Origin of the sequence: Flavobacterium sp. ZE23DGlu08 (genome assembly GCF_030505335.1) — a bacterium.
Taxonomy (GTDB): Bacteria; Bacteroidota; Bacteroidia; order Flavobacteriales; family Flavobacteriaceae; genus Flavobacterium; species Flavobacterium algoritolerans.
Genome location: NZ_CP130045.1, coordinates 3,517,873 through 3,540,059, shown reverse-complemented (window position 1 = coordinate 3,540,059; position 22,187 = coordinate 3,517,873). Strand labels below are relative to the sequence as shown.

Annotated in this window: 20 protein-coding genes and 1 pseudogene; 9 read left to right on the top strand and 12 right to left on the bottom strand. The window is 30.6% G+C overall.

Annotated elements, in window-relative coordinates; all coding sequences use genetic code 11:
- Positions 1 to 166: 166 nt before the first annotated feature.
- Genes Q1W72_RS15480 through Q1W72_RS15470 form a run of 3 tightly spaced genes read right to left on the bottom strand, consistent with a single transcriptional unit; the run spans position 167 to position 1,959 of the window.
- On the bottom strand, positions 167 to 976 hold the full coding sequence (locus Q1W72_RS15480) for an ImmA/IrrE family metallo-endopeptidase (protein ID WP_302136261.1): 810 nt from the start codon (positions 974 to 976) through the stop codon (positions 167 to 169).
- On the bottom strand, positions 963 to 1,367 hold the full coding sequence (locus tag Q1W72_RS15475) for a hypothetical protein (RefSeq protein ID WP_302136259.1): 405 nt from the start codon (positions 1,365 to 1,367) through the stop codon (positions 963 to 965). Before Q1W72_RS15475 ends, Q1W72_RS15480 begins: the two co-directional genes overlap by 14 nt.
- Positions 1,357 to 1,959 (bottom strand): hypothetical protein, encoded by a 603-nt coding sequence (locus tag Q1W72_RS15470; protein ID WP_302136258.1) that lies wholly within the window; start codon positions 1,957 to 1,959, stop codon positions 1,357 to 1,359. Before Q1W72_RS15470 ends, Q1W72_RS15475 begins: the two co-directional genes overlap by 11 nt.
- A 102-nt stretch (positions 1,960 to 2,061) precedes the next feature.
- Here Q1W72_RS15470 and Q1W72_RS15465 point away from each other — a divergent pair, with 102 nt between their 5' ends.
- Genes Q1W72_RS15465 through Q1W72_RS15440 form a run of 6 tightly spaced genes read left to right on the top strand, consistent with a single transcriptional unit; the run spans position 2,062 to position 5,433 of the window.
- On the top strand, positions 2,062 to 2,229 hold the full coding sequence (locus tag Q1W72_RS15465; RefSeq protein WP_302136257.1) for a hypothetical protein: 168 nt from the start codon (positions 2,062 to 2,064) through the stop codon (positions 2,227 to 2,229).
- Positions 2,192 to 2,377, top strand: a complete 186-nt coding sequence (locus Q1W72_RS15460) for a hypothetical protein (RefSeq protein WP_302136256.1) — start codon at positions 2,192 to 2,194, stop codon at positions 2,375 to 2,377. Before Q1W72_RS15465 ends, Q1W72_RS15460 begins: the two co-directional genes overlap by 38 nt.
- A gap of 6 nt (positions 2,378 to 2,383) precedes the next feature.
- On the top strand, positions 2,384 to 2,806 hold the full coding sequence (locus Q1W72_RS15455; protein WP_302136255.1) for a lecithin retinol acyltransferase family protein: 423 nt from the start codon (positions 2,384 to 2,386) through the stop codon (positions 2,804 to 2,806).
- The gene (locus tag Q1W72_RS15450; protein WP_302136253.1) at positions 2,796 to 3,806 is read left to right on the top strand and encodes a CBASS cGAMP-activated phospholipase; all 1,011 of its coding nucleotides are present in this window, start codon (positions 2,796 to 2,798) and stop codon (positions 3,804 to 3,806) included. The genes Q1W72_RS15455 and Q1W72_RS15450 overlap by 11 nt, the downstream gene beginning before the upstream one ends.
- A gap of 19 nt (positions 3,807 to 3,825) precedes the next feature.
- On the top strand, positions 3,826 to 4,749 hold the full coding sequence (locus Q1W72_RS15445; protein WP_302136251.1) for a nucleotidyltransferase: 924 nt from the start codon (positions 3,826 to 3,828) through the stop codon (positions 4,747 to 4,749).
- Positions 4,750 to 4,752: 3 nt separating this feature from the next.
- Positions 4,753 to 5,433: a hypothetical protein gene (locus Q1W72_RS15440; protein WP_302136250.1), complete on the top strand. Its 681-nt coding sequence runs from the start codon at positions 4,753 to 4,755 to the stop codon at positions 5,431 to 5,433.
- A 139-nt stretch (positions 5,434 to 5,572) separates the two neighbouring features.
- Here Q1W72_RS15440 and Q1W72_RS15435 read toward each other — a convergent pair whose 3' ends face one another.
- Positions 5,573 to 5,797, bottom strand: a complete 225-nt coding sequence (locus tag Q1W72_RS15435; protein ID WP_302136248.1) for a carboxypeptidase-like regulatory domain-containing protein — start codon at positions 5,795 to 5,797, stop codon at positions 5,573 to 5,575.
- A gap of 104 nt (positions 5,798 to 5,901) precedes the next feature.
- Positions 5,902 to 7,335 (bottom strand): glycoside hydrolase family 32 protein, encoded by a 1,434-nt coding sequence (locus Q1W72_RS15430; protein WP_302136246.1) that lies wholly within the window; start codon positions 7,333 to 7,335, stop codon positions 5,902 to 5,904.
- Between the two features lie 719 nt (positions 7,336 to 8,054).
- Here Q1W72_RS15430 and Q1W72_RS15425 point away from each other — a divergent pair.
- Positions 8,055 to 8,189, top strand: a pseudogene (locus tag Q1W72_RS15425) (IS1595 family transposase); the annotation flags it as partial.
- An 837-nt stretch (positions 8,190 to 9,026) separates the two neighbouring features.
- On the opposite strand, the gene Q1W72_RS15420 reads toward Q1W72_RS15425, so the two are convergent.
- The 7 genes from Q1W72_RS15420 to Q1W72_RS15390 form a co-directional block, all read right to left on the bottom strand.
- Entirely contained in the window at positions 9,027 to 9,542 is a 516-nt protein-coding gene (locus Q1W72_RS15420) for a phosphoheptose isomerase (protein ID WP_302136245.1), read from the bottom strand.
- Positions 9,543 to 9,898: 356 nt separating this feature from the next.
- Positions 9,899 to 10,834: a glycoside hydrolase family 5 protein gene (locus tag Q1W72_RS15415; protein WP_302136244.1), complete on the bottom strand. Its 936-nt coding sequence runs from the start codon at positions 10,832 to 10,834 to the stop codon at positions 9,899 to 9,901.
- A 38-nt stretch (positions 10,835 to 10,872) separates the two neighbouring features.
- Positions 10,873 to 12,111: a glycoside hydrolase family 27 protein gene (locus tag Q1W72_RS15410; protein WP_302136243.1), complete on the bottom strand. Its 1,239-nt coding sequence runs from the start codon at positions 12,109 to 12,111 to the stop codon at positions 10,873 to 10,875.
- Between the two features lie 85 nt (positions 12,112 to 12,196).
- Positions 12,197 to 13,237: an IPT/TIG domain-containing protein gene (locus Q1W72_RS15405; protein ID WP_302136241.1), complete on the bottom strand. Its 1,041-nt coding sequence runs from the start codon at positions 13,235 to 13,237 to the stop codon at positions 12,197 to 12,199.
- A gap of 18 nt (positions 13,238 to 13,255) precedes the next feature.
- On the bottom strand, positions 13,256 to 14,848 hold the full coding sequence (locus Q1W72_RS15400; RefSeq protein ID WP_302136239.1) for a RagB/SusD family nutrient uptake outer membrane protein: 1,593 nt from the start codon (positions 14,846 to 14,848) through the stop codon (positions 13,256 to 13,258).
- Between the two features lie 18 nt (positions 14,849 to 14,866).
- Positions 14,867 to 18,058, bottom strand: coding sequence for a TonB-dependent receptor (locus Q1W72_RS15395; protein WP_302136236.1), 3,192 nt, complete (start codon positions 18,056 to 18,058; stop codon positions 14,867 to 14,869).
- Positions 18,059 to 18,446: 388 nt separating this feature from the next.
- A complete protein-coding gene (locus Q1W72_RS15390) occupies positions 18,447 to 19,325 on the bottom strand; it encodes an AraC family transcriptional regulator (protein WP_302136235.1) in 879 nt (292 codons plus the stop codon).
- Between the two features lie 276 nt (positions 19,326 to 19,601).
- Here Q1W72_RS15390 and Q1W72_RS15385 point away from each other — a divergent pair, with 276 nt between their 5' ends.
- Both Q1W72_RS15385 and Q1W72_RS15380 read left to right on the top strand, forming a co-directional pair.
- Positions 19,602 to 20,744, top strand: coding sequence for a glycoside hydrolase family 26 protein (locus Q1W72_RS15385; RefSeq protein ID WP_302136233.1), 1,143 nt, complete (start codon positions 19,602 to 19,604; stop codon positions 20,742 to 20,744).
- A gap of 29 nt (positions 20,745 to 20,773) precedes the next feature.
- On the top strand, positions 20,774 to 22,165 hold the full coding sequence (locus Q1W72_RS15380; RefSeq protein WP_302136232.1) for an MFS transporter: 1,392 nt from the start codon (positions 20,774 to 20,776) through the stop codon (positions 22,163 to 22,165).
- Positions 22,166 to 22,187: the final 22 nt, after the last annotated feature.

Genomic DNA, 22,187 nt, shown 5'->3' with positions numbered 1-22,187 from the left:
AAATCATAATTATTCAAAATGAAATCTAAACTATTTTTGATATTCGAATTCTAAAGAATTCCAGTTATATATGCAAATTCAATCAGTTATTAGAATTGGTAGTTCATCGGGGAGAATTAAAAATCTAATATTTTAAAGTTTTTTTCATTTTAGAAATAAAATCTCCTTACTTTTCCCAAACTACACTAATAATAGTTTCATATTGTTTAGTGGGGATACAATATTCAAAAAAATCAGTGTCATCTTCATCGTCTTTTAACTCGAACCATGTAGATTTGTAAATTTGTTGAGCTTTATCTTTTCCAGAATAAAGATACTCATATCCAGCATCAACATATTCTAATGCTACGGAATCTTCAGGAGGAGGTAGTTTGGTAATATCTTTTATTTTGACCCAGAAATTATTTGATTTACTCCAATATCGTACAACACCTTTATTTATAAACACTACAAAAAGGGGATAAATATCCAATGATAAAAGTCTATAAATTGTAGAGGTCAAACTAGTCTTAAATTTTAATGACAGTTCTTTTAATAATTCTGGAGAGAATTTTTTTCTAAATGTTTCTTTTCTAATAAGTTCTTCCGGCATCAAAAGTTCTGATGCAAAATCATTTGCTTCCCATTCTTGAATACCTTTTTTTGCTTGATGTAAAGCAGTATTATACCAATTTAAAGTATTTGAATTTTCATTATGGACTTCAAGTTCTAACTTACTATGCAGTAAAAAATGACCAATTTCGTGGGCTATTGTAAATCTCTTTCTTTCTTCAAATTGAATTTCAGAATTGATTTTTATTAGAGTTTTAGAATTTCCTCGTACAATCTTACCATCTGAATTTTTTAATGGTATTTCAATAAGTGTTGCTCCAAGACCAGCAACAAATATATCCATTGGTATATCTGTGATTTCTTCAAAACCAATTTCAAGCAATAGTTCTTTAGCTTTTCTAGAGCCTTTACTATTTTTTATCATTTTCCAATTCCTCTAATAGCTCAATCAAATTTTGATCCTTTATAATTTCTTTTATTTCTTCTATATCTAGATTTTCAAGATTTCTGTATTGAACTTGAAACTGATTATTAGTAATTAATCCTTTTAAGTAACTTATAGGTTTGTCAATGTTTTTTTCAATAGCTTCACGTAAAAGATTAGATGCTTTCTCCAACAATATCATATCTTTTTGCTTGTTCATCATCCCTTTTAATATAAATGCTTGTTTTTTGAAACTTTTTTGAGATTGACTTTCAATCAAGTCTAAATCATATCCTTGCTCTATAAGGATAGAATCATAAGACGAATAATCTCCTTCACTAATTTGAGAAATTATGGCGTTGTCTATTTTATTTATGAAATTATTTTTCATAATTCAATACTTTGAGTTTTTCTCTGATAACTGGTAATTTTCTTTCTAATTTTTTCTTTATATTGGTCAATTCTTCAAGGCTTATACCAAATAACTCTGCTAAATCCTGTCGCTTCATGCCATTTATAATATAAGGTTCAAATAATAATAATTCTTCATCGGTAGCACCTAATATAATTAATTCATCGTTACAGATTGATAACATCTCTTGATAATTGGAATCATCAAACGATAATTCTGTATCATTATCTAAAATTTCGAATGTGGAATTTACTTTTTCTAATTCTGTCTTCAAATTATTAGAAATAACACTATCTAATCCACTTATAATTTGTTTTCGAAAATCAGGAAATTTTTCAGGATACCAATTGCGACCGTTAATTTTAAGAAATGATTCAATTGTTTCACTAATAAAATCCTCAATCATAAGCCCACGAAAACCTTTTCCCAAATCATATTTAATTTTAAATACACTATTTAGTCTCACTATACAATGTTTCATCAATAACGTATTGAATTCAGGAGTAAACACCTCCTGAATGGCCTTACATTTCTCGTCAAAAGTTGCAACTTTTCGATATTCAACTCCCATTTATATAGTAATGCTTTAATTTATCTTAAAATTTCCACAGCGATGGCAATTTATCACTTTTTCATAGCATTTCAATGTATAACACAATAAAAAATATTAAAAATGACAAAATTAGCGGATTACTTTATCTCGGGAGTTTGGAAAGACAGCTCTGAAAGAATCACAGATGTAATGTTACATACTGTAAACGAAAATAATTCATTTAATATGGGTGCAAAAACATCTGAATTAAATGCAATTAATTTTTTTGAAATCAAAAAAAACTATTAAAACAATTACATGGGGTTATCCTGACTGGCAAATTGGCGCATTAGTAACGGTTGTTACTATTGGAAATATCGAATACTTAAGAACGGTCGCTAACGCTTCTGTAAAAGATAATTTAGATAATTTGATTAGTATGAAGCCTATAAAATAAAAAAATATGAATATAGTAAAACACTTTAATTTAGAACCTGGGGACAGGATAATTATTCCAAAAAGTCTTTTAGGTTTAGTGCAACATCATGCATTGTATTTAGGGTATAATAATTTAGGACAGCATCTTATTTGTGAAAACGTTTTTGGTGTTGGTGTAAAACTAACTAGAGTAGAAGATTTTTTTTATGATGTAAAAAATGTGACACGCATAGAAAAGTTTCAAGGAAACAATTTTGAAAGAAAACAAATAGTTCAGAAGGCATTGACTAAATTAGGTAAACCATATAGTTTGATAAACTATAATTGTGAAAGTTTCTGTAATGATATACAGCATAATGTAATAAAAAGTCCTCAAGTATCAGCTGGATTACTAATTGGTTTCGTTGGGTTAGTATTCGCTTTATCAAATAGTAGTTATGGAAAGTAAAACGTTTAAAATTTTATCTATTGATGGTGGTGGAATTAAAGGGTTGTATAGTGCGTCTATTTTAGCATCTTTTGAAAATAAAACAGGAAAAAACATTACGGATCATTTTGATATGATATGTGGCACTTCTACTGGTGGTTTAATCGCAATTGGTTTAGCCAATGGAATGAGTGCTCAATCATTAGTGGATTTATATAGTACTAAAGGTTCTAGAATATTCCCTACTTCAAATAGTTATTTTGTTAGAGGTTTTCAGAATTCATATAAAACAATTAAGCAAATATTTTTCTCCAATAAGCATTCAGTCAAGCCATTGAAAAAAATACTTGATGATTTGTTTGGAGATAAAACAATGAATGATGCCAATAATTTACTTTGTATTCCAAGTTTTAATTTAACCAATGGACAACCAAAAGTTTTTAAAAAATCTGGTAATCAAACGGAACATTTTGTAGATAAAAATATAAAGCTTGTAGATATTGCATTAGCTACTTCTGCCGCTCCAAGTTATTATCCAGTTCACGAACATAACAACTTTTTATATACTGACGGAGGTGTCTGGGCAAACAATCCATCACTTTGTGGACTATTAGAAGCTATTGATTATTATGTTGGAGAAGGAAAAGAATATGATGATTTTAGTATTTTATCAATTTCTAGTATAGCTAATCCAAACGGTTGGATATCTACTTCAAATAAATCAAAGTCAATTATTGGATGGAAAGAAAAGATGTTTCAAACAGCATTGGATGGACAATCGTTTTTTACAGATTATTTTTTACTGAAAATTGTACCAAAAATAACTCCTAAAGGAAATTATTTTAGAATAAAGTCTCCTGAATTGTCGAAAGCTCAAATGAATGTTATTACTATGGATAGAGCGGATAAAAATACACTATTAACAATACAAACGCTGGGAAATCAAGTTGGCAATACATTTGCTACAAAACCTGAAGTCTTGGAATTTTTCAAAACTATTAAAAATTATAAAAACAATTAATATGGCAAACTGTCACAATTTGTTTGGAGGATTTAATACCGAAATTTCTCTAACATCGAATAAGAAATCAAAAATGACAACCTCTAAAGACGGTATTAGAGAAAGAATTAGAAAATATTTTAGAGAAAATCATTCTGAATACAACCCAAAGTTTTATATACAAGGTTCTTATAAAATGAAAACAGGTATTAGAACCAAAGATGATATTTGTGATTTAGATGATGGTGTTTATTTTTTTAGGACTCCAGATGTTACGGCAACGACATTACAAAATTGGATTTGGGATGCCGTTAATGGATATACAGTAACTTCTCCAGAACATAGAAAAAAATGTATTAGAAATATCTTTTCCGGCGATTATGAAATTGATATTCCAGTTTATTATAAAGTGAGCGGTCAAGAATATAAAATTGCTGTTAAAAATAATGGTTGGGAAGATAGCGATCCAAAATCACTTATTGATTGGTTTAATGAAAATAAAGATGCTAATGGCAAGATTGTTAAAGTCATAAAAGAATTGAAGGCTTGGTGCGATTATAAAAGAAATAAAATGCCAAGCGGACTTGCAATGACTATTTTAGCTGTGAATGCAAAAAATAATATTGTTCTAAATGATAGAGACGATATTTTATTGACCGATATTTTGAGAGAAATTAAAAAAACTTTAGCTCAAAAATTTGAATGTATTGTTCCTGTCACTCCAAAAGATAACTTATTTGCTGATTATGATGAAACAAGAAAAACTAATTTTCTAAATAATTTGGATAGTTTCCTCGCCGATGCAGAAGCTGCATTGAAAGAGCAAAATCATCTTAAAGCCAGTAAATTATGGCAAAAACATTTAGGGAATAGATTTTCCGATGGAGAAGATAAAAATGAACAATCAAATAGTAATTCTGCAACGACAACCGGCGCTGCATTATCAAAACCTTGGGGGAAATAAAAAATGAATGGTTATAAAATCTTTGAAGAGCAAGTAACAGCTGTTGTTGAGAAATATAAGGAATTGTCTTTTAAAATTGAAGATGGAATTCCTTGTGTATTCGGGGCTATTATTTTAGCTGATGAATCCGGGAGCATTGAAGATACTTATCAAATTGAGATTAAGGCTGTAATTGATTATCCTTATAGTTTTCCTTTGCTATTTGAAACAGGAGGACGCATCCCAAGAAATATTGACTGGCATATATTTGAAAAAAATGGAAATTGTTGTATTGCTTCTCCTCCGGAAGAATATATCCTTTGTAATACTGGAATTGATTTATTGCAATTTATTGAAAATCAAGTTAAAAATTATTTTTATAGTCAAACATTCCGAAATCAAAATGGTTACTTTTTGAAAGAGAGGCCTCACGGAAGTAAAGGTTGGATTGAGTTTTTTGAAGAAACATTTATGACCGAAAATATCTTTAATATTGAGTTTGGATTGAATCAAATACTTGAAGGAAAAAAGATAGATAGAGTTTCTGATTGCTTTTGTGGTAGTGGTAAAAAGTATAGAAAATGCCACAAAAAAAGTTATGAGGTTTTATCAAAATTGACTATTGGTAATATCCGTTTATTTATGAATGCATTGAGAGACACTAATGAATATAAATTGGCAAAACAAAATCAATTTTTAGGATAATATTTTTAAAACATTCAAATTATTTATTAGAAATTAGTCTTAAATAAAAGTGTTTTTTGCTATTACTAATCGTTTAAAGGTTAGCACAAAAAAAATAGGGTTTTATTTTGGAGTTAAAGGTAATCATAACTACTGTTAATTAAATAAATGATAATTTAGCGTTTTTACTCACATTTTGAATCGTATAATTACCGTCAATATCTGTTGAAGTTCCGTTTGTGGTACCCACAACTAAAACTGAGGCACCAGGTAAGGGCATACCATCCTCTTTAGATATAATTTTACCCGTAACTGTTGAAACTTGAGCCGATAAATAACTCAGAGGAATGAAGAGGAATGTTAAAATAAATAGTTTTAATTTCATAATAAATTTTGGTTAAAGGTTAATAGTTTTAATTTCATAATAAATTTTGTTTACAGATTAATAGTTTTAATTTCATAAAAATTTCAGGTTTAACATTAATTAATTTATTCAAATATTAATTGATTTACTTCTACATCATCAAGTATTACTTCTTGATTCTCCGTTAATATTGTCAGTCTTTCGAAGGGTGCATTAGGGAAGAATGTTTCTGTCATTACAGTTTTTCCATTATCAAAAAATAATTCAATGGAAGTTTTATCTAGTATAACGGTAGCTGCTAAATTTTTGCTTTTTGATACTCTTGGAGCAATACTTGTAGTATTCCCAAATTTTTCTGAGAAACTCGTTCTTCCTGAATTTATGCGATTTATAAAAAACTGATTTTTTAAAAATTCATATCCAAATAAAAGTACATCCCCTTCTTTGTTTGAAAACTTAAAAGTATATACACCGTGTCCTAACTGTCTAATATTGAATTTGATTTCAACACTTGATAAATCAGTCATTTTTGAATTGATTAACTCGACTTCTCCTTTTATGGTAATATTTTCTCTTTTATATTTTTTTTCACGATAGTTACCCAACTCTTTAACTGGAATAGAACTTACTAAATAACCGTTTCCGTTTTTTACAAGCTTTAATTCCCTAGGAATCGTCATTGAACTTCTCCAACCTTTAGTAGGTACTTTAAGCGCATAGTCCCAGTTAGACATCCACCCCAAAAAAAGCCTTCTCCCATCTGTAGCTGCGATGTTTGACCAAGTGACTCCTGCATAATTATCCCTACCGTAGTCGATCCAAAAAGCTTTATTTTTACTTAAGGATTTTTTGAAATTATCATCTAACGTAAATCGAGTCCCATCAAAATCCCCAATAAAATACTGAGTACCACCGCCTCCATTAAATCCCCCAGAGTTTTTACTTACCAAAAGAACCCATTTTATTTCTTCGGAACCTTCTAACTGTAAGGGAAAGAAATCAGGACATTCCCATTTACCCTCATGGTTTCCTATATACTTTTTGAAATCAGAAAGTAGTTCCCATTTTTTCAAATCTTTAGAACTATAGAACATAGTCTTATCGCCAGCTGCTAGTATCATAATCCATTTCTCATTTATAGTATCCCATGATATTTTTGGATCCCTAAAATCTTTCACTCCTGGGTTTTTTAAAACTGGATTATTCTTGTATTTAGTAAAGCTTCTTCCTTCATCTAAACTATATGCAATACCTTGGTTTTGAGATAAAATATTTGTTATACTATCTTTTTTGGAATAGGTAAACACACTTACGATCGGCTCGATATTATTTGCTTTACCGAAACCAGCACTATTGTTTGAATCCATGACTATAGAACCCGACCATATATCTCCTAATACATCCGGATATAAAGCAATAGGCTGCTCTCTCCAAGTTATCATATCTTTACTTACAGCATGTCCCCAATGCATTGATCCCCATGTATTTTCATTAGGATTGTATTGAAAATATAAATGGTAGTAACCATTGTAATAGAACATTCCGTTAGGATAGTTCATCCAACCTTTTTTTGGTGAAAAGTGAAAATTAGGACAATAAAGTTCTTCTTCTGAAGATTTGGAAATTGATTTTTGATTACTTACTTCATTTTTATCTAGACTTTTTTTGCATAATAATAGGGATCCTACTATCCCCAAAAAAAACACTAATATTAACGACTTTTTTATCATATTAAATTATCATTATGAATTGATAAATCCCACTTTATCGCTATTATTTATTTAGGGCTATTAAAAAATTAGTAAATTTAAATTCCGTTACTTTATTGAAAAACAATTTTTCAAAAACAAAGGAATCGAGTTATTGTTATTAATATTTTTTTATAGTATCAATAATTTTATATCTCTTTTGCTAAAGTATTCGTAAAAAATAGTATTTACTCTTACAGATGTGGCAATCTATTTCAAAATTGTTGAATATGGTCATTTTTTAACTTAATCAACTGATAACAAAACACTTACAACAATAATAAAAATGAAGTTGATGTTTAAATTATACTCAAGTTGTATACATGTTCGAAATTGAAGCGAAATAAACTGTGATAAATTAGAATGTCAAGAATAATTAATATCAGAGGTGTAAAGATGTCTTCTTAGACTTCACAAAATTATTATCAGATCTATTCATTTTAAGGCGAGAGTTTGTAGATATTATCGACTCCAGCAAAATAGATCTATATTATTTGAAATATCTAGCCTCTATATAATTGAAAAAATACTTCAAAACTTCAAAATGCAATCATACTAAGTTTACCTTTTGTAAAACAAATTTTGCCAGAGATTGTAATCTATGTCATAATATTGAGAACCCTTCAGCAAATACGATTTTTCACCAAGTAACGTTTGGTATTAGGAATTATTTTTGTGATGAATGCAAAACCAAAATCCTATATCTAAAACAAATGATAAAACAATATTCCATAAGTCACCCAATGGCATAGTGATTTATGTATAAGGTGCAGGTACGGCTTTGTAACACCTCGATACGTTGTATCTTTAAGTTTCTAAATTCTAAAATTCATGAATACCAAAGTTTATTCTTAAGCGAAGCATATTATTCTTTAGGCAGTATATTTAAAATTTAGGTTTAAGCTAGACTATCGAGATACTGAGGAGATAATGAAAATGAGAGGAGTTCAAGTTGACTATTCTATAATCCAGCGTTGGGAATATAAATTTGCGCAAATTATTGAGGCGCAAAAAAAGAAACAAAAAAAGAAACAAAAAAAGAAACAAAAGAAGAAGAAGAAAATAGGAACCCGCTAAAAAATGGATCAGACTTTTATAAAAATTAAAGACATTACAAAAGTGTAGCTGAACTACATGTGCAGTTTTTGTTTGCATATCCAAAAACCTAATGCAAACCATTATACAAAAAGTGTTACAAGTAAATACCAACTAGAAAATCATCGTTAAAGAAATTGGAATTTCAAGCGCAGAACAAGAATTTATGACTAATGCATTTAAATAAGAAAACAGAATCTCATAAACATCACGGGCAATAAACAGTATTGTACTCCCATTGGATACTTTAAGAAATGTATCGAACAATAACACATCTACTTAATTAAAATATTGAAAGTGTTACAGAATAAATAAAGAGGTCACTAAAAATTACTTTTTTTAATTCCCTCCTTTTTTACATCTTTTAATCGAAAAGCATCACAGCTACATAAATCTATTGTAAAATATTACCTTCCAAAATCATCCCGCAAACGAACGATATCATCTTCGTTGGAAGGGTTTTCAGAATCAGTGTGCTGCCAAATTTCAGCTACAATCCCCCAAGAATCTAACCCTATAAGACGATGACGTTCTCCTTTTTCCATTTGTATAAAACTTCCTTGAGTTAGCGTTTGTAGCTCTCCTTCTTCATCTGTTGCACTAGTTTTTACACCCACCGCACCTGAAAGAATAGTCCATACTTCAGCTCTTCTATAATGGTATTGCCAAGACAATCGTTTTTGGGGTGCGACAATTAAAATCTTTGGACTCAACTTATGGGTTATTTGAATTTCTGACATTTTCAGATGTGGGAAAAATTTAGATACAAAAGATTGTGCTTGCTTTTCAGCAATTACAAAAAAACCACCCCAAGGACGTGTTTGATCTTGTTGTACTACAGTTAAGTTTTCACTTTTTAAGAAGGAAGCAATTTGTTCAAAAACGCTGTCTTTCTCTAATTCATTAGAGATATTAAAATTCATAATTTTCTTTTTTATTTTGTGTATTCAATAATTGTTGTTAATTCTATTTGTTTAATGCAGAAGGAAATAATTTTTAAAATGTTTTTTATTAATAAGTATATTTGATCAGAGTCCCAATATTTATCATCAGGACATTGAAGAGCTAAAACAAAACAATCTAGTTATATGTTTCTAAATATTTTAAAGGACCATGACGGGCTTCATCTTGTTTACAATAGTAAAATTCTCCTTTTTTAAAGCTGCTGAAATTTCTTCAAAAACAGCACTTTTTTTTAATTCATTTGGTATGTTAAGATCCATTTTTATTAATTGGGTAAGGTAAATTACAATGCAACTTTACTTCTCTTGTTTTATTATTAATTATTAGTATTATACTTTCGTAAATACTCCCTCACTTTTAATCCAGATTCTTTCAAATCACGTTCCTTCCAATTCCCATCTGATTTTGCAGATTTCTTAAGGATTGAACAGGTTTCATCTTTGTCAGAAATCGACCATGTAATCCAGCTTAACTTACGGCTTTCCATCCAATCTATATATTCCTTCCAAGCTACATAGTTTAACGGACCGTCACCGGTAGCTTCCATACCTGCAGATTCCGAAACAAAAATGGGTAAACCACTTTTAATAGCTTCATCTGTTCTATCACGTAACCATTTTTCATGAGTAGCTGCATAAAAATGCATAGTATACATCAAATTGTCGACTCCCTTTATAGGGTTTGCTGCCGGCAAATGGACAGATTGATCCCACTGTGGAGAGCCCACAAGAATAATATTATCAGGATCATTCGCTCGTATTACTTTGATTACTTCTTCTGAATAGGCTTTGACATCCTCCCAACTTTGTTGCACTGGTTCGTTGAAAATTTCATAAATAACATTAGGATATTTTCCGTATTTTTTTGACATCTCATCAAAAAACAATTTCGATTCCTCGAGATTAATACTATGACTGTGCCAATCAATAATTACGTATATATCTGACTTAATAGCTCCTTGAACTACTGCCTCAACTTTTTCTTTTGAGAATTCAGGTTTTTTAATATAGGAATAATCACCTGCTTCAAATCCCATAGCCGCTCTAACTATGGTACATTTAAAATCTTTCTTTAACCAACTTACAGCTCCCTCATTATAAAATCTTGGCCACATACTATGCCAACCAAAGCTCATTCCTCGCAATACAATAGGTTCATTATTTACATCAACAAGTTGTGTTCCTACAACTTTCAATTGTCCATGTTTTTTTACAAACTGTGCTTTAGAGGAAGTGAAACAAATTAGGAGCAATACTACAAGAGTCTTATTAATAATATTCATACTTTTTTTTATTTAGTTAATTTCAAAACAATTACATCATGAGAAGCAATCTCTGAAGAGAAATTCTTTTTAGTAGTTCCAACTTCCTTGTTTTTCCAAAGATTTTTAATTTTGAAAGTTGTTGTATTAAAATCGGCTTCAAAGCCAAAATCAACATCTTTGATTAGATTCTTTTTCCAATCAAAATTGATTTCTTTAAACTCTTCAGTTCTATTTAAAAAAGTAATCGCCCAATTTCCTTCAGCTAAAGGTTTTACCCAAACTTCTAATCCATCATCTTCAGAAAGTTTAAAACCTTGAATTCCTAATTTATCTTGATTTACAGCAATTAGTTCTTTATTTGTTAAGATTGCTAATGTTTCTTTTGACATTTTCCTAACATCATTCCCGGCAATAAGAGGAGATGACACCATGCACCACATTGCAAAATGAGATTTATCTTCGGTAACGGTCATACCATTTCCAACTTCTAACATATCAAAATCATTCCACTGATCAGGACCCGAATATTTACGAATGTCTTTGCGCATTTCGAGAATTTTCATAAATCCCCATGACGACCAGTTACCTTCTTCGTGGTGGTACTCGCAATCAAAACAAGGATAAATATCTCCTGAAATTCGCCAGAGATTCCCAATTGGTTTTGCCCAATCCCATGGCTTGTTATCTCCCCATTCGCAAAGGCTAAAAACAATAGGTTTACCTGCTGTTTTAAGCGCGTTACTCATAGTGGCATAAGCTTCCGAAGCATTTATTCCTGCTGTATTACACCAATCGTATTTTAAATAATCGATATTCAAATTAGCGTAAAACCTAGCATCTTGGTATTCGTAACCTCGTGTTCCTGGATACCCCGCACAAGTACTGGTTCCTGCACAATTGTACAATCCAAATTTCAATCCTTTGGAATGAACATAATCAATCAAATTTTTCATTCCGTTTGGGAATTTGATAGGATCCGGCACTAGATTTCCGTTTGCATCTCGTTCTTTGGCCATCCAGCCGTCGTCAAGAACAATATAATTATATCCGGAAGCCGCCATCCCCGAAGCCACCATTATATCAGCGGTTTCTTTAACTAGTTTTTCATCGATATTAGTTTCAAATGTATTCCATGAATTCCAGCCCATTGGCGGTGACATAGCTAAACCTTCAAATTTGCCATTTCCTTGAACATATTTATTTCCTTGACCAAACGTAGTAAATGACAGTAAGACTATCATTAATAAGCAATTATACTTTTTCATTTATTTTTTATTTATTTTAATAAAAAAGAAATTCCCTAACTTTTCAATTAGGGAACATCTTAACCAAACTCACTTAAACAAAATATTATTTTAAGACAAATCCCATGTCATCCATAAGGATTGTATTTCCTCCAAAACCACCTGATTCTTGTAAAGTCAACTGATCAAATGTAGTAGGATTTCCTATTTCAGAAAATGGAATTTCAATATAGGTCCAATCTGTAGAAAATGGTTTTGTAATTTGATAAGCCCATCCTCCAAAAACAAATTTAATACTAGCATCAGCATTTGTTGAAATACTTTTAACACGTACTCTAAAAGCTTTATATTTAGACACATCTCTTGAAGCAAACTTCATATCAGCTCCATTCCATCCTCCAAATATAAATTTTATACTTTTTAAACCTTGTGCTTTATCTGAAGTAAAATTAGTATCAAAAGTATCTGCTCCATTCCACATCCAATGACCAGTATCGCCTTGTAATGCATCATCATAAAGTGCTGAACCAACAGCTGAAGTAGATGTAGCTGAGCCAGAAATAGTCGTTACGGTAACATATTTACTATTTGAATTTGCAGGAACTTTAACTTTAATCTCTGTTAAAGAAGATGAAATAACTGGTGTTGCAGTTGTTCCAAAAGTCACGACAGGTTCAAGAAAGAAGTTTCCATAAATTGTAACAACATCTCCTTCAGCTGCATTAATAGGTGTAAATCCATATAATAATACTGGTGCCGGTGGAGCAACAACAAATGGATAAGTTATAGATCCAGTTTTAGTAACAATCTTTAACTCATTAGATGCATTAGCATAGGGTGTATTAATATCAATAGTTACAAAAATTGCTGTATCAGTTACTAAAGTTGGATTAAAATAAGTATCTGTATCGTTAAAATATATTTTTTGAACAGAACTAAAACCAGAACCTTTAATGATATAAACGTTATTTGCAAATCCAAAATCTGTAGCTACTAAATCACCCGCTTCTGACTTACTAACGCTTTCAATTGCCAAAACTGATGATGCGCTACCATTATTATCATCATTTGAACATGATGATAGTACGCTAAATATTGAAGCTATCATCAGAAAGCTCAATAAGTACTTAATTTTTAATTTTTTCATAATCATTGTTTTTTAATATTATTTGAAAGTATAAGGAACTGGAGCTTCCAATAATTTAGGGTTTTTGGCAACATCATTATCCGGGTAAGGCATTAAAAAATCATTAGCTTGTCTATTTACTGGATCATAATTTGGAGTGTAATAAACTGCACCATTCTTATCTCCTCTATTTTGAGCAGCCATAATAGCAATTGCTTTAGTTTTATCTAATCTTCCTAAATCAAACCAATAATCACCTTCGAAACACAATTCTAATCTTCTTTCTTTGAAGATATCATCAAAAGTAATTGAAGTTTTACTAGCTAAACCAGCTCTATTTCTAACAGCATTGAAAGAACGTAATGCAGCTGCATCACCAGTACTAGCTCCACCAGCTAGAACCGCTTCTGCATGAATTAGCAATAATTCTGCATAACGCATTACATAACTATTATTATCCATCATAGCCCATGCATCAGTAGGCCCAGTAGCATCAGATTTTACACCAATACAATACTTTTTAATACCTCCACCAGAACCTTGTGCATTATCTTCATCAGGAACAGTAAATCCAATTCCTGTAGTTGTATTCATATTAGGATATACATCACCCGGAGTCATAACTGTTTCATGTTTTCTTTTATCACCTGAAACATATAAAGTCATCACTTCTTGGGAAGGACCAAATACACCACCGTAAGAAGCATTAGAAGTAGATACTGTAGAAGAACTTATACCAAATTGGGTATTACAGTTGTTTCCTGAACCATAATTCCCATCACCTTTCCATTGTAATGCAAAAATTGATTCTTCATTATTGTTGTTTTTATACAAAAACAAATCAGCAAAACTTTTATCTGGTAATTGATCACCTCCAAGAAGTTTGAACTCTCCACTATTAATTACACTTTCAGCCATCAATTTAGCATTAACATAATCTTTTTGGTATAAATACACTTTAGCTAAGAATGCTTTAGCAGATCCTTTAGATACGTGACCATTCACTCCATAATTAGCCCCTCTAGTTCTATCAGCTAATTTATCTATAGCTTGTAAATAATCCAAAGTAATCAACTTATAGATATCCTCAACTGTATTTGTATTAACATTTGGATTGTTAGAAAAGTCTAAATTGTTTTCAATAATTGGCACAGCACCCCAAATTCTAACTAAATCAAAATAAGCAGTAGCTCTCATAAAATACGCTTCTCCTATTGTGTTTTGAACAACAGCTGGATTAACTGCTGAACCTACTCTTGATTCTAAGAAATTAATTATTGCGTTTGATTGAGCAACGTTAGCCCAAAGAGAAGCCCAACCATTTTCTAATTCTGGATCACTACCGTTCAAAGAAAATGTTCTTAAACCACTTACATCTGGTGAACCTGAATACATGTTTCCTGATCCTACTTCAAGAGCCCAAAAGAACTTATTGTACATTTGAAACCATGTTCTACTATACATACCATTAGTGGCTGATGCTACCTGCTCATTAGTGCTATAATAAGAATCTAAACTTATTGCATCCTCTGGAGGTCTGTTAGTGAAGTCTTCTTGACAAGACCCAAAAACTAAAAATACAATTGCTACACTAAGCAATTTATATACGTTAAAAAAAGTTTTATATTTCATCTTTTTATTTGTTATTTTTTAAAATTCAACATTTACTCCAACTGTGAATGTTCTTGGAGAAGGGTACCTTCCATTATCAATACCTGACAAAAGAGGATTCTGATTAAAAGAACCGATCTCAGGATCATAACCTGAATATTTTGTAAACGTGTACAAGTTTTGTACTGAACCGTAAAGTCTCAATCTTGACATTTTTAATTTTGAAATAATATCTTGAGATAATGAATATCCAAAAGTTAAATTTTGAATTCTCATATAAGTACCATCTTCAAGATAACGACTTGAAATTACAAGGTTGGTATTAGATGAATTTGCAATTGGTCTTGGAACATCAGTATTTGTGTTAGTAGGAGTCCAATAATTTGCAGCCTCTACTAATTGGTTTTCGTATAAAGAAGCATTAGTTGTACCTGCTCTTCTAGTTAAATTCATTACATCATTCCCATATGAACCTTGTAAGAAAACAGAAAGATCAAAGTTTTTGTAATTAAAATTATTTGTAAATCCAAAAGTAAAATCAGGATGTGGACTTCCAATTAAAGTTTTATCTAATGCATCAACTACACCATCACCATTTACATCTTTATATTTAACATCTCCTAAATATGTTTGACCAGCACCGGTTCCAACAGTTTGACCAAATTGTAATGGAGCTGCATTTAAAGCTGTCATATCATTAAAAATTCCTTCTGCAACATAGCCATAAAACATCCCTATTGGTTGTCCTACTACTGTATTAGTTGCCACAACTGGCTGGTATCCATTAGTATTAACTTGTTGAGTCAAAATAATTCCATTTTGAATATCCACTAGTTTATTTACATAATGTGAAAACACTAAAGATGAACTCCAATTAAAATCATTCCCTTTTGAATTATACCCTAAAGTAATATCATATCCTTTATTACTCATAGTTCCAAGATTAGAATAAGGAGCCGAAATTCCTCCATATTGACCTCCTCCACCTGTTAAATAAATTGGCAATGGCACTTGAAACAAAAAGTTTTTAGATATTTTTTCATACACATCAATACTAGCAGATAATTTTGAATTAAATAAAGTAAAATCAAGTCCTGCATTTTTTTGATTAAGAGACTCCCATGTTAAATCTGGATTTGGAGAGTTAGAAACTAAAAATCCACTTCCTAAACCTGAATTCTGCTGTCCTAATAATGCAGTATATCTATTGTTTTCAATTTGTTGATTTCCAGTTTCACCATAACCTAATCTGAATTTAATATTGTCAATATAATCACGAGTATTTTCCATGAAAGCTTCATTAGACAATTTCCAAGAACCAGAAACCGCTCTAAAAACTCCCCACTGCTTATCTCCATTAGCTGGATCAAATTTTGATGATTTATCTGCTCTAAGAGAAGCATTCAAACTAAATCTGCTATCGAAATCATAAATAAAACGTCCAAAAAGTGAGTATAAAGATGCACTTCCTTGGTATCCAGTTACTGTGTTATTATCTATATTAGCTAAATTTATAGTATGGTTTTCATTAGTTTGAAATCCTTCTGATGAAGTTATTAACCCTTCCCAGTGACTATCATTTGCTTCTTGTCCTAAAAGAACCGTTATTTTATGTTTATTTATTTGTTTATCGTAAGTCAACAAGTTTTTAATGTTTGTTGAATACCAATTTTGTCTTCTAATGTTTAAATCAGCTAATAAATTAACTTGAGATCCCCATTTATAAGATGGTCTAAAATCATTATTTTCAGAAAATTCAGTATTAGCCGAAACTTCAGCACGATACTTTAATCCTTTCATGATATCTATTTCAGCATAGATATTTCCCAAAAAGTTTTTTCTTACTAATGAATTTTCTCTTGTTAGTGCTTCAGCAACTGGATTGTAATAAGTTACACTCTGATCTGAACTTGGAGGTCCTGCAAAAGTTCCATCTAAATTTCTTACTGGTATATCAGGAGATTGTAAAAGCGTATTACTAATTAAACCTTGAAAACTTTGGTTTACAGTAATTTTTTCATTTGTTATACCAGCAGTTAAATTAGAACCAACTTTTAACCAGTCTTTAACTTTTGAATCTACATTCAACCTAACTGTATATCTTTTATAACCAGATCCAATAATAGTTCCTTCTTGATCTAGATATCCTGCAGATAAATAATAATTTGTACCTTCTTTAGCACCAGAAAATGACAATTGGTGACTCTTTGCTAATGCTGTTCTATATACTTCATCTTGCCAGTTAGTACCCGACCCTAATAATTCTGGATGAGCAAACTCAGGTCTAACTTCGAAGCCATATAAGTTAGCTAATTCCGTTTTATTTTGTGCGAATTGTCGTAAATTCATCACATCTAATGACTTAGAATTTGAAATAAAAGATGAATAAGTATCATATGAAATTTTACCAGCTCCTTTTTTTCCTGATTTAGTAGTAATAATAATAACACCATTTGCACCTCTAGAACCGTAAATAGCTGTAGCAGAAGCATCTTTTAAAATATCAATAGATTCAATATCATTTGGGTTTATCATTGATAAAGGACTCACAGCACTGTTACCACCTCCACCTGTAGAAGAAAATCCATCTTTTCCCGCTAATGCTTGACCACTTGTAGATCTTCCAGTAGCATCACCAGAAATAGGAATACCATCTATAATATATAAAGGCTCATTAGTTCCAGATATAGAAGTTGTCCCTCTAATTCTTACTGAAGCTGCACCACCTGGAGAACCTGAATTATTTGTTATAGATACACCCGCTGCTTTACCTTGTAACATTTGATCAATGTTAACTTGTTTAATATTCTCAAGGTCTTTAGCTTTAACAGATGATATTGAACTATTGATATCTCCCCTTTTTTGAGTTCCATATCCAATAACAACAACTTCATTCAAAGCTTGTGAGTCACTCACTAAAGTCACATTGATTTTTGTTCTGCCTTTTACAGCAATTTTTTGAGTATCAAATCCAATAAAAGAGAATGTTAATGTCGCTGTAGACGGCGCATCAATTTCATATTTACCATCAATATCAGTTGATACTACTTTATTCGCCCCTACGACAGCAATATTTGCACCTGGGACTGTTAGCCCATTAGCATCTTTTATTACTCCTGAAATTTTGGTTTGAGCAACTACAAAACTACTTGTTAGTAATAAAAATAACATCAAAGGAAACAGGCGATGATTGATTTTCCAATGAATCAAATTAGACAATAATTTTTTCATAATAAATGTTTGGTTAGTTAAGAATACTAATTTCTAAAAGGGAAAAAATTAGATATTAGAATACATGTTAATTTTAATTATTTATAATTAACAAATCTATAACACAAGCAAGCATCATATTAATAGTATTATATCATTTAATGATAATATTTTTACTTTATACCCGAAAAATATATGTATTTCAAAAAAAATGCATTTTTAATTATACAATACATAATTAATTGATATAAAAAATGCGATAAAAAGAAATGAATTTGGGTAAAAAAAATATAACCTTTAATAATTAAAGGTTATTGTAAAAGTTGAGGAAGGATAAAAACACACGTCCTTAATATAAAAAAAAACATAAGAAACAGAGGGAAATTATTGTCTAAACAAATAATACACCTTATAAAATGCGCTTTAACCCAGAAAAATCTTCCCTGTACTGGCTTGGTGTACATTTTTTAATAGTCTTGAAACTTCTATTAAAATTTGCGATATTATTAAATCCAGATTTAAATGCAACTTCAGAAATACTCAGGTCCTTTTCAACCAACCATCTTGCGGCATAACCAATTCTTATATCATTTATATAGTTGACAAAAGTTTTTCCAGTTCTCTTTTTTATAAAACGATTAAAAGAAATACTTGACATACTTGCAACATTAGAGACATCATCCAAAGTAATTTTTTCAGCAAAATTCTTTTGTACATATTCATATACCAATTTCATTTTGTCATAATCTTCAAATGTATCATGATCAACGGTAAAAGTTGACAACAACCTCTGATTCCTTGAGTTAGCTAAATCATATAAAATAGATATAATCTCTAAAAAATAATCTATACCGTCTAGTTTTGAAATTTTAACAAGACGGGAGGAAAGTTCTTCAGCCGTTTTTTTTGAAAATAAAATACCATGAATCGAACGATTGAACATATCCTTTATAGGGTTCATTATGCGTCTAGACAATAAGGTGTCATCAAATAAATCATTATGAAACTGAATCGTTATTTCATGAATTTGTTTATTTTTACATTTATTAAGTTCCCATCCATGATATAAATTAGGTCCTATTAAAACCAGCTCAATATCTTCAATTTCCTCAATATTATCTCCCACAACACGCTTCACTCCTTTACCATTTTGAATGAAATTGATCTCAAATTCAGGATGATAGTGAACAGGAAAATCAAAATTATCTTTGACTCTATCAAACACTAAAAAACTATCCCCTGATGATAACGGTGGTATTTCTCTATAAAAATTTTTAAGATTACTCATATTAACTTTTTTATTTGCAATAATATGATATATAATTGATAAAATAATATTAATTAAAAGTGGGTCATCCAATTATCTTTGAAAAATACGTTTATCAAAATTTTAAAAACTATATTAATATTAAATACGAATCATTTTTATTATACATTATTTTTATCGTTTTAATAATTTCATTCCTTAAAACACCAATTATTTTGATAACCTAAAAAAACTATTTTTCACATTAATTTACAATAGCAGAGTACCAATTAATATATACTCAAATCAACTACCAAAATGAAAAAAAATATTATTGCACTTTTTACTCTTTTTTACTTTTTTACTTCTTGTGTCTCAAAAAAACAACCTAATGATACTAAATCGTCTCTTTCCGATACAAAATCAACTATTGAAACTCAACAATTATACAGAAATCTAAAAAAATCAATTGATAAAGGGATCTTTTTTGGTCATCAAGATGATTTAGCCTATGGAGTTAACTGGAAATATGAAGATGGTAGAAGTGATGTGAAAGAGATAACTGGGGACTATCCTGCAGTTTATGGATGGGATTTATCTGGACTAGAAAAAAAAGAATCTAAAAATATTGATGGCGTTCCTTTTGACAAAATGAAACAATACATTAAAGAAGTAAATAAAAGAGGAGGTATTAATACTCTAAGTTGGCATATTGATAATCCTTTGACCAATAAAAATGCATGGGATAATTCTCCAAACTCATTAGCATCTGCTTTACCGGGAGGTAAAAGCCATGAAAAATATAAATTATGGTTAGATGAAGGTATTAAATATATCTTATCTCTAAAAGACGAAAATGGAAAAGCTATACCTATCCTATTTCGTCCTTACCATGAACTTACAGGTAACTGGTTTTGGTGGTGTAAAAACAATGGAAGCCCAGAAGAATTTAAAACATTATGGAAATTTACGGTTGATTATTTTAAGAAAAAAGGAGTACATAACTTAATATATGTATACAATACAGCCGACTTTAATTCAAAAGAAGAATATCTAGAATATTATCCTGGTTCAGATTATGCAGATATATTGAGTTTTGACAAATACCAATACAGTGATCCAACAAAAGACAATTCATTTATAGAAAATTGCCAAAGACAATTTAAAATAATGGATGAAGTGACTAAGGATCAAAATAAAATTATGGCTTTTGCTGAAACTGGTTATGAAGCAATTCCATATGCTAATTGGTGGACTCAAACATTAATGAAAGCAATAGGAGATTATAAAATTTCGTATGTTTTATTATGGAGAAACCATGGATGGCAAGAAAAAGAACAAAAAATGCATTATTATGCACCTTACAAAGGACAAGTAAGTGAAAAAGACTTTATCAATTTTTATAATCTTGATAAAATTTTATTCGAAAAAGATGCTGCAAAACTAAATCTTAAAAATTAATTAACCTTTAGACATTTAAACAATCAGAAATGCACAATAAAATAAGTATAAAAGAAAAAGTTGGTTACGGCTTAGGAGATGCTGCTTCATCAATGTTTTGGAAAATTTTCAGTATGTATCTCATGTTTTTTTACACCGATGTTTTCGGTTTAGCTCCAGCCGTAGTTGGAACTATGTTCTTAATAACTAGAATCTGGGATTCTTGTTTTGATCCCTTGGTAGGCATTATTGCTGACCGTACAAAAACACGATGGGGAAAATTCAGACCGTATCTTCTATGGACAGCTATACCATTTGCCGTTATAGGAGTACTAACCTTTTACACCCCAAATTTTGATGAAAAAGGAAAAATCATCTACGCCTATGTAACCTATTCATTGATGATGATGGTGTATTCTATCATCAATGTCCCATACGCATCATTGCTTGGTGTACTATCATCTGATAGAAAAGAACGCACTACGCTATCATCCTATCGAATGGTTTTTGCTTTTGCTGGAAGTTTATTGGCCCTTTGGCTAATTGAACCATTGGTCAATTATTTTGGAGGAAACATGAATTCTGAAAAAGGCTGGTTATATACGATAATTGTTTTTGGAATTATCACTACCATCTTCTTCTGGGGTTGTTTTTTCTTAACTAAAGAAAGAGTTCAGCCTATTTCGGATGAAAAAAATGTTTTGAAGGAAGACCTCAATGATCTTTTGAAAAACAGACCTTGGTGGATTTTACTAGGTGCAGGAATCGGAGCCTTAGTATTCAATTCGATCCGCGATGGTGCCGCTGTTTATTACTTTAAATATTATGTAAGTGATACGGTAAGTTATAGTGTTAATCTCTTTGGTGAAAATTTTGCCATGACGCCTACCTCATTATATTTGGTTTTGGGACAAGCAGCTAATATTATTGGAGTAATTGCCGCTACACCAATCGCCAACAAAATAGGTAAAAAAAATACTTTTTTAGGGGCTATGTTTTTAGCAGCTATCTTAAGTGTTATTTTTTACTTTTTTGGAAAAGAGGATCTTTTACTTATTATGGCATTCCAAGTATTAATAAGCATTTGTGCAGGATGTATTTTTCCATTAATATGGTCGATGTATGCTGATAGTGCTGATTATTCAGAATGGAAACAAGGTCGAAGAGCTACTGGATTAATATTTTCAGCTTCCTCGATGTCTCAAAAATTTGGTTGGACAATAGGAGGGGCTGCAACAGGATGGCTTTTGGCATTTTATGGTTTTAAGGCCAATATTGAACAAACAGCCGTAACACAAAACGGAATCCAACTGATGCTAAGTATTCTTCCCGCAGCTGCAGCAGTTATTTCTTTGCTTTTTATTTTATTCTACCCTCTTACAGAAAAAAAATTAGAACTCATCGAACAAGACCTTAACGAAAAAAGAAATTTAAATAATTAATACTTGATTTTAGAACGTTCAA

What these genes read in the sequence shown, in the direction of transcription:
- Q1W72_RS15410 (WP_302136243.1), bottom strand. Translation starts at nt 12,111, where the DNA reads ATGAAAAAGTATAATTGCTTATTAATGATAGTCTTACTGTCATTTACT.
- Q1W72_RS15390 (WP_302136235.1), bottom strand. Translation starts at nt 19,325, where the DNA reads ATGAGTAATCTTAAAAATTTTTATAGAGAAATACCACCGTTATCATCA.
- Q1W72_RS15400 (WP_302136239.1), bottom strand. Translation starts at nt 14,848, where the DNA reads ATGAAATATAAAACTTTTTTTAACGTATATAAATTGCTTAGTGTAGCA.
- Q1W72_RS15460 (WP_302136256.1), top strand. Translation starts at nt 2,192, where the DNA reads ATGCAATTAATTTTTTTGAAATCAAAAAAAACTATTAAAACAATTACA.
- Q1W72_RS15420 (WP_302136245.1), bottom strand. Translation starts at nt 9,542, where the DNA reads ATGAATTTTAATATCTCTAATGAATTAGAGAAAGACAGCGTTTTTGAA.
- Q1W72_RS15440 (WP_302136250.1), top strand. Translation starts at nt 4,753, where the DNA reads ATGAATGGTTATAAAATCTTTGAAGAGCAAGTAACAGCTGTTGTTGAG.
- Q1W72_RS15480 (WP_302136261.1), bottom strand. Translation starts at nt 976, where the DNA reads ATGATAAAAAATAGTAAAGGCTCTAGAAAAGCTAAAGAACTATTGCTT.
- Q1W72_RS15470 (WP_302136258.1), bottom strand. Translation starts at nt 1,959, where the DNA reads ATGGGAGTTGAATATCGAAAAGTTGCAACTTTTGACGAGAAATGTAAG.
- Q1W72_RS15465 (WP_302136257.1), top strand. Translation starts at nt 2,062, where the DNA reads ATGACAAAATTAGCGGATTACTTTATCTCGGGAGTTTGGAAAGACAGC.
- Q1W72_RS15430 (WP_302136246.1), bottom strand. Translation starts at nt 7,335, where the DNA reads ATGAACTATCCTAACGGAATGTTCTATTACAATGGTTACTACCATTTA.
- Q1W72_RS15395 (WP_302136236.1), bottom strand. Translation starts at nt 18,058, where the DNA reads ATGAAAAAATTATTGTCTAATTTGATTCATTGGAAAATCAATCATCGC.
- Q1W72_RS15450 (WP_302136253.1), top strand. Translation starts at nt 2,796, where the DNA reads ATGGAAAGTAAAACGTTTAAAATTTTATCTATTGATGGTGGTGGAATT.
- Q1W72_RS15385 (WP_302136233.1), top strand. Translation starts at nt 19,602, where the DNA reads ATGAAAAAAAATATTATTGCACTTTTTACTCTTTTTTACTTTTTTACT.
- Q1W72_RS15435 (WP_302136248.1), bottom strand. Translation starts at nt 5,797, where the DNA reads ATGAAATTAAAACTATTTATTTTAACATTCCTCTTCATTCCTCTGAGT.
- Q1W72_RS15455 (WP_302136255.1), top strand. Translation starts at nt 2,384, where the DNA reads ATGAATATAGTAAAACACTTTAATTTAGAACCTGGGGACAGGATAATT.
- Q1W72_RS15405 (WP_302136241.1), bottom strand. Translation starts at nt 13,237, where the DNA reads ATGAAAAAATTAAAAATTAAGTACTTATTGAGCTTTCTGATGATAGCT.
- Q1W72_RS15475 (WP_302136259.1), bottom strand. Translation starts at nt 1,367, where the DNA reads ATGAAAAATAATTTCATAAATAAAATAGACAACGCCATAATTTCTCAA.
- Q1W72_RS15380 (WP_302136232.1), top strand. Translation starts at nt 20,774, where the DNA reads ATGCACAATAAAATAAGTATAAAAGAAAAAGTTGGTTACGGCTTAGGA.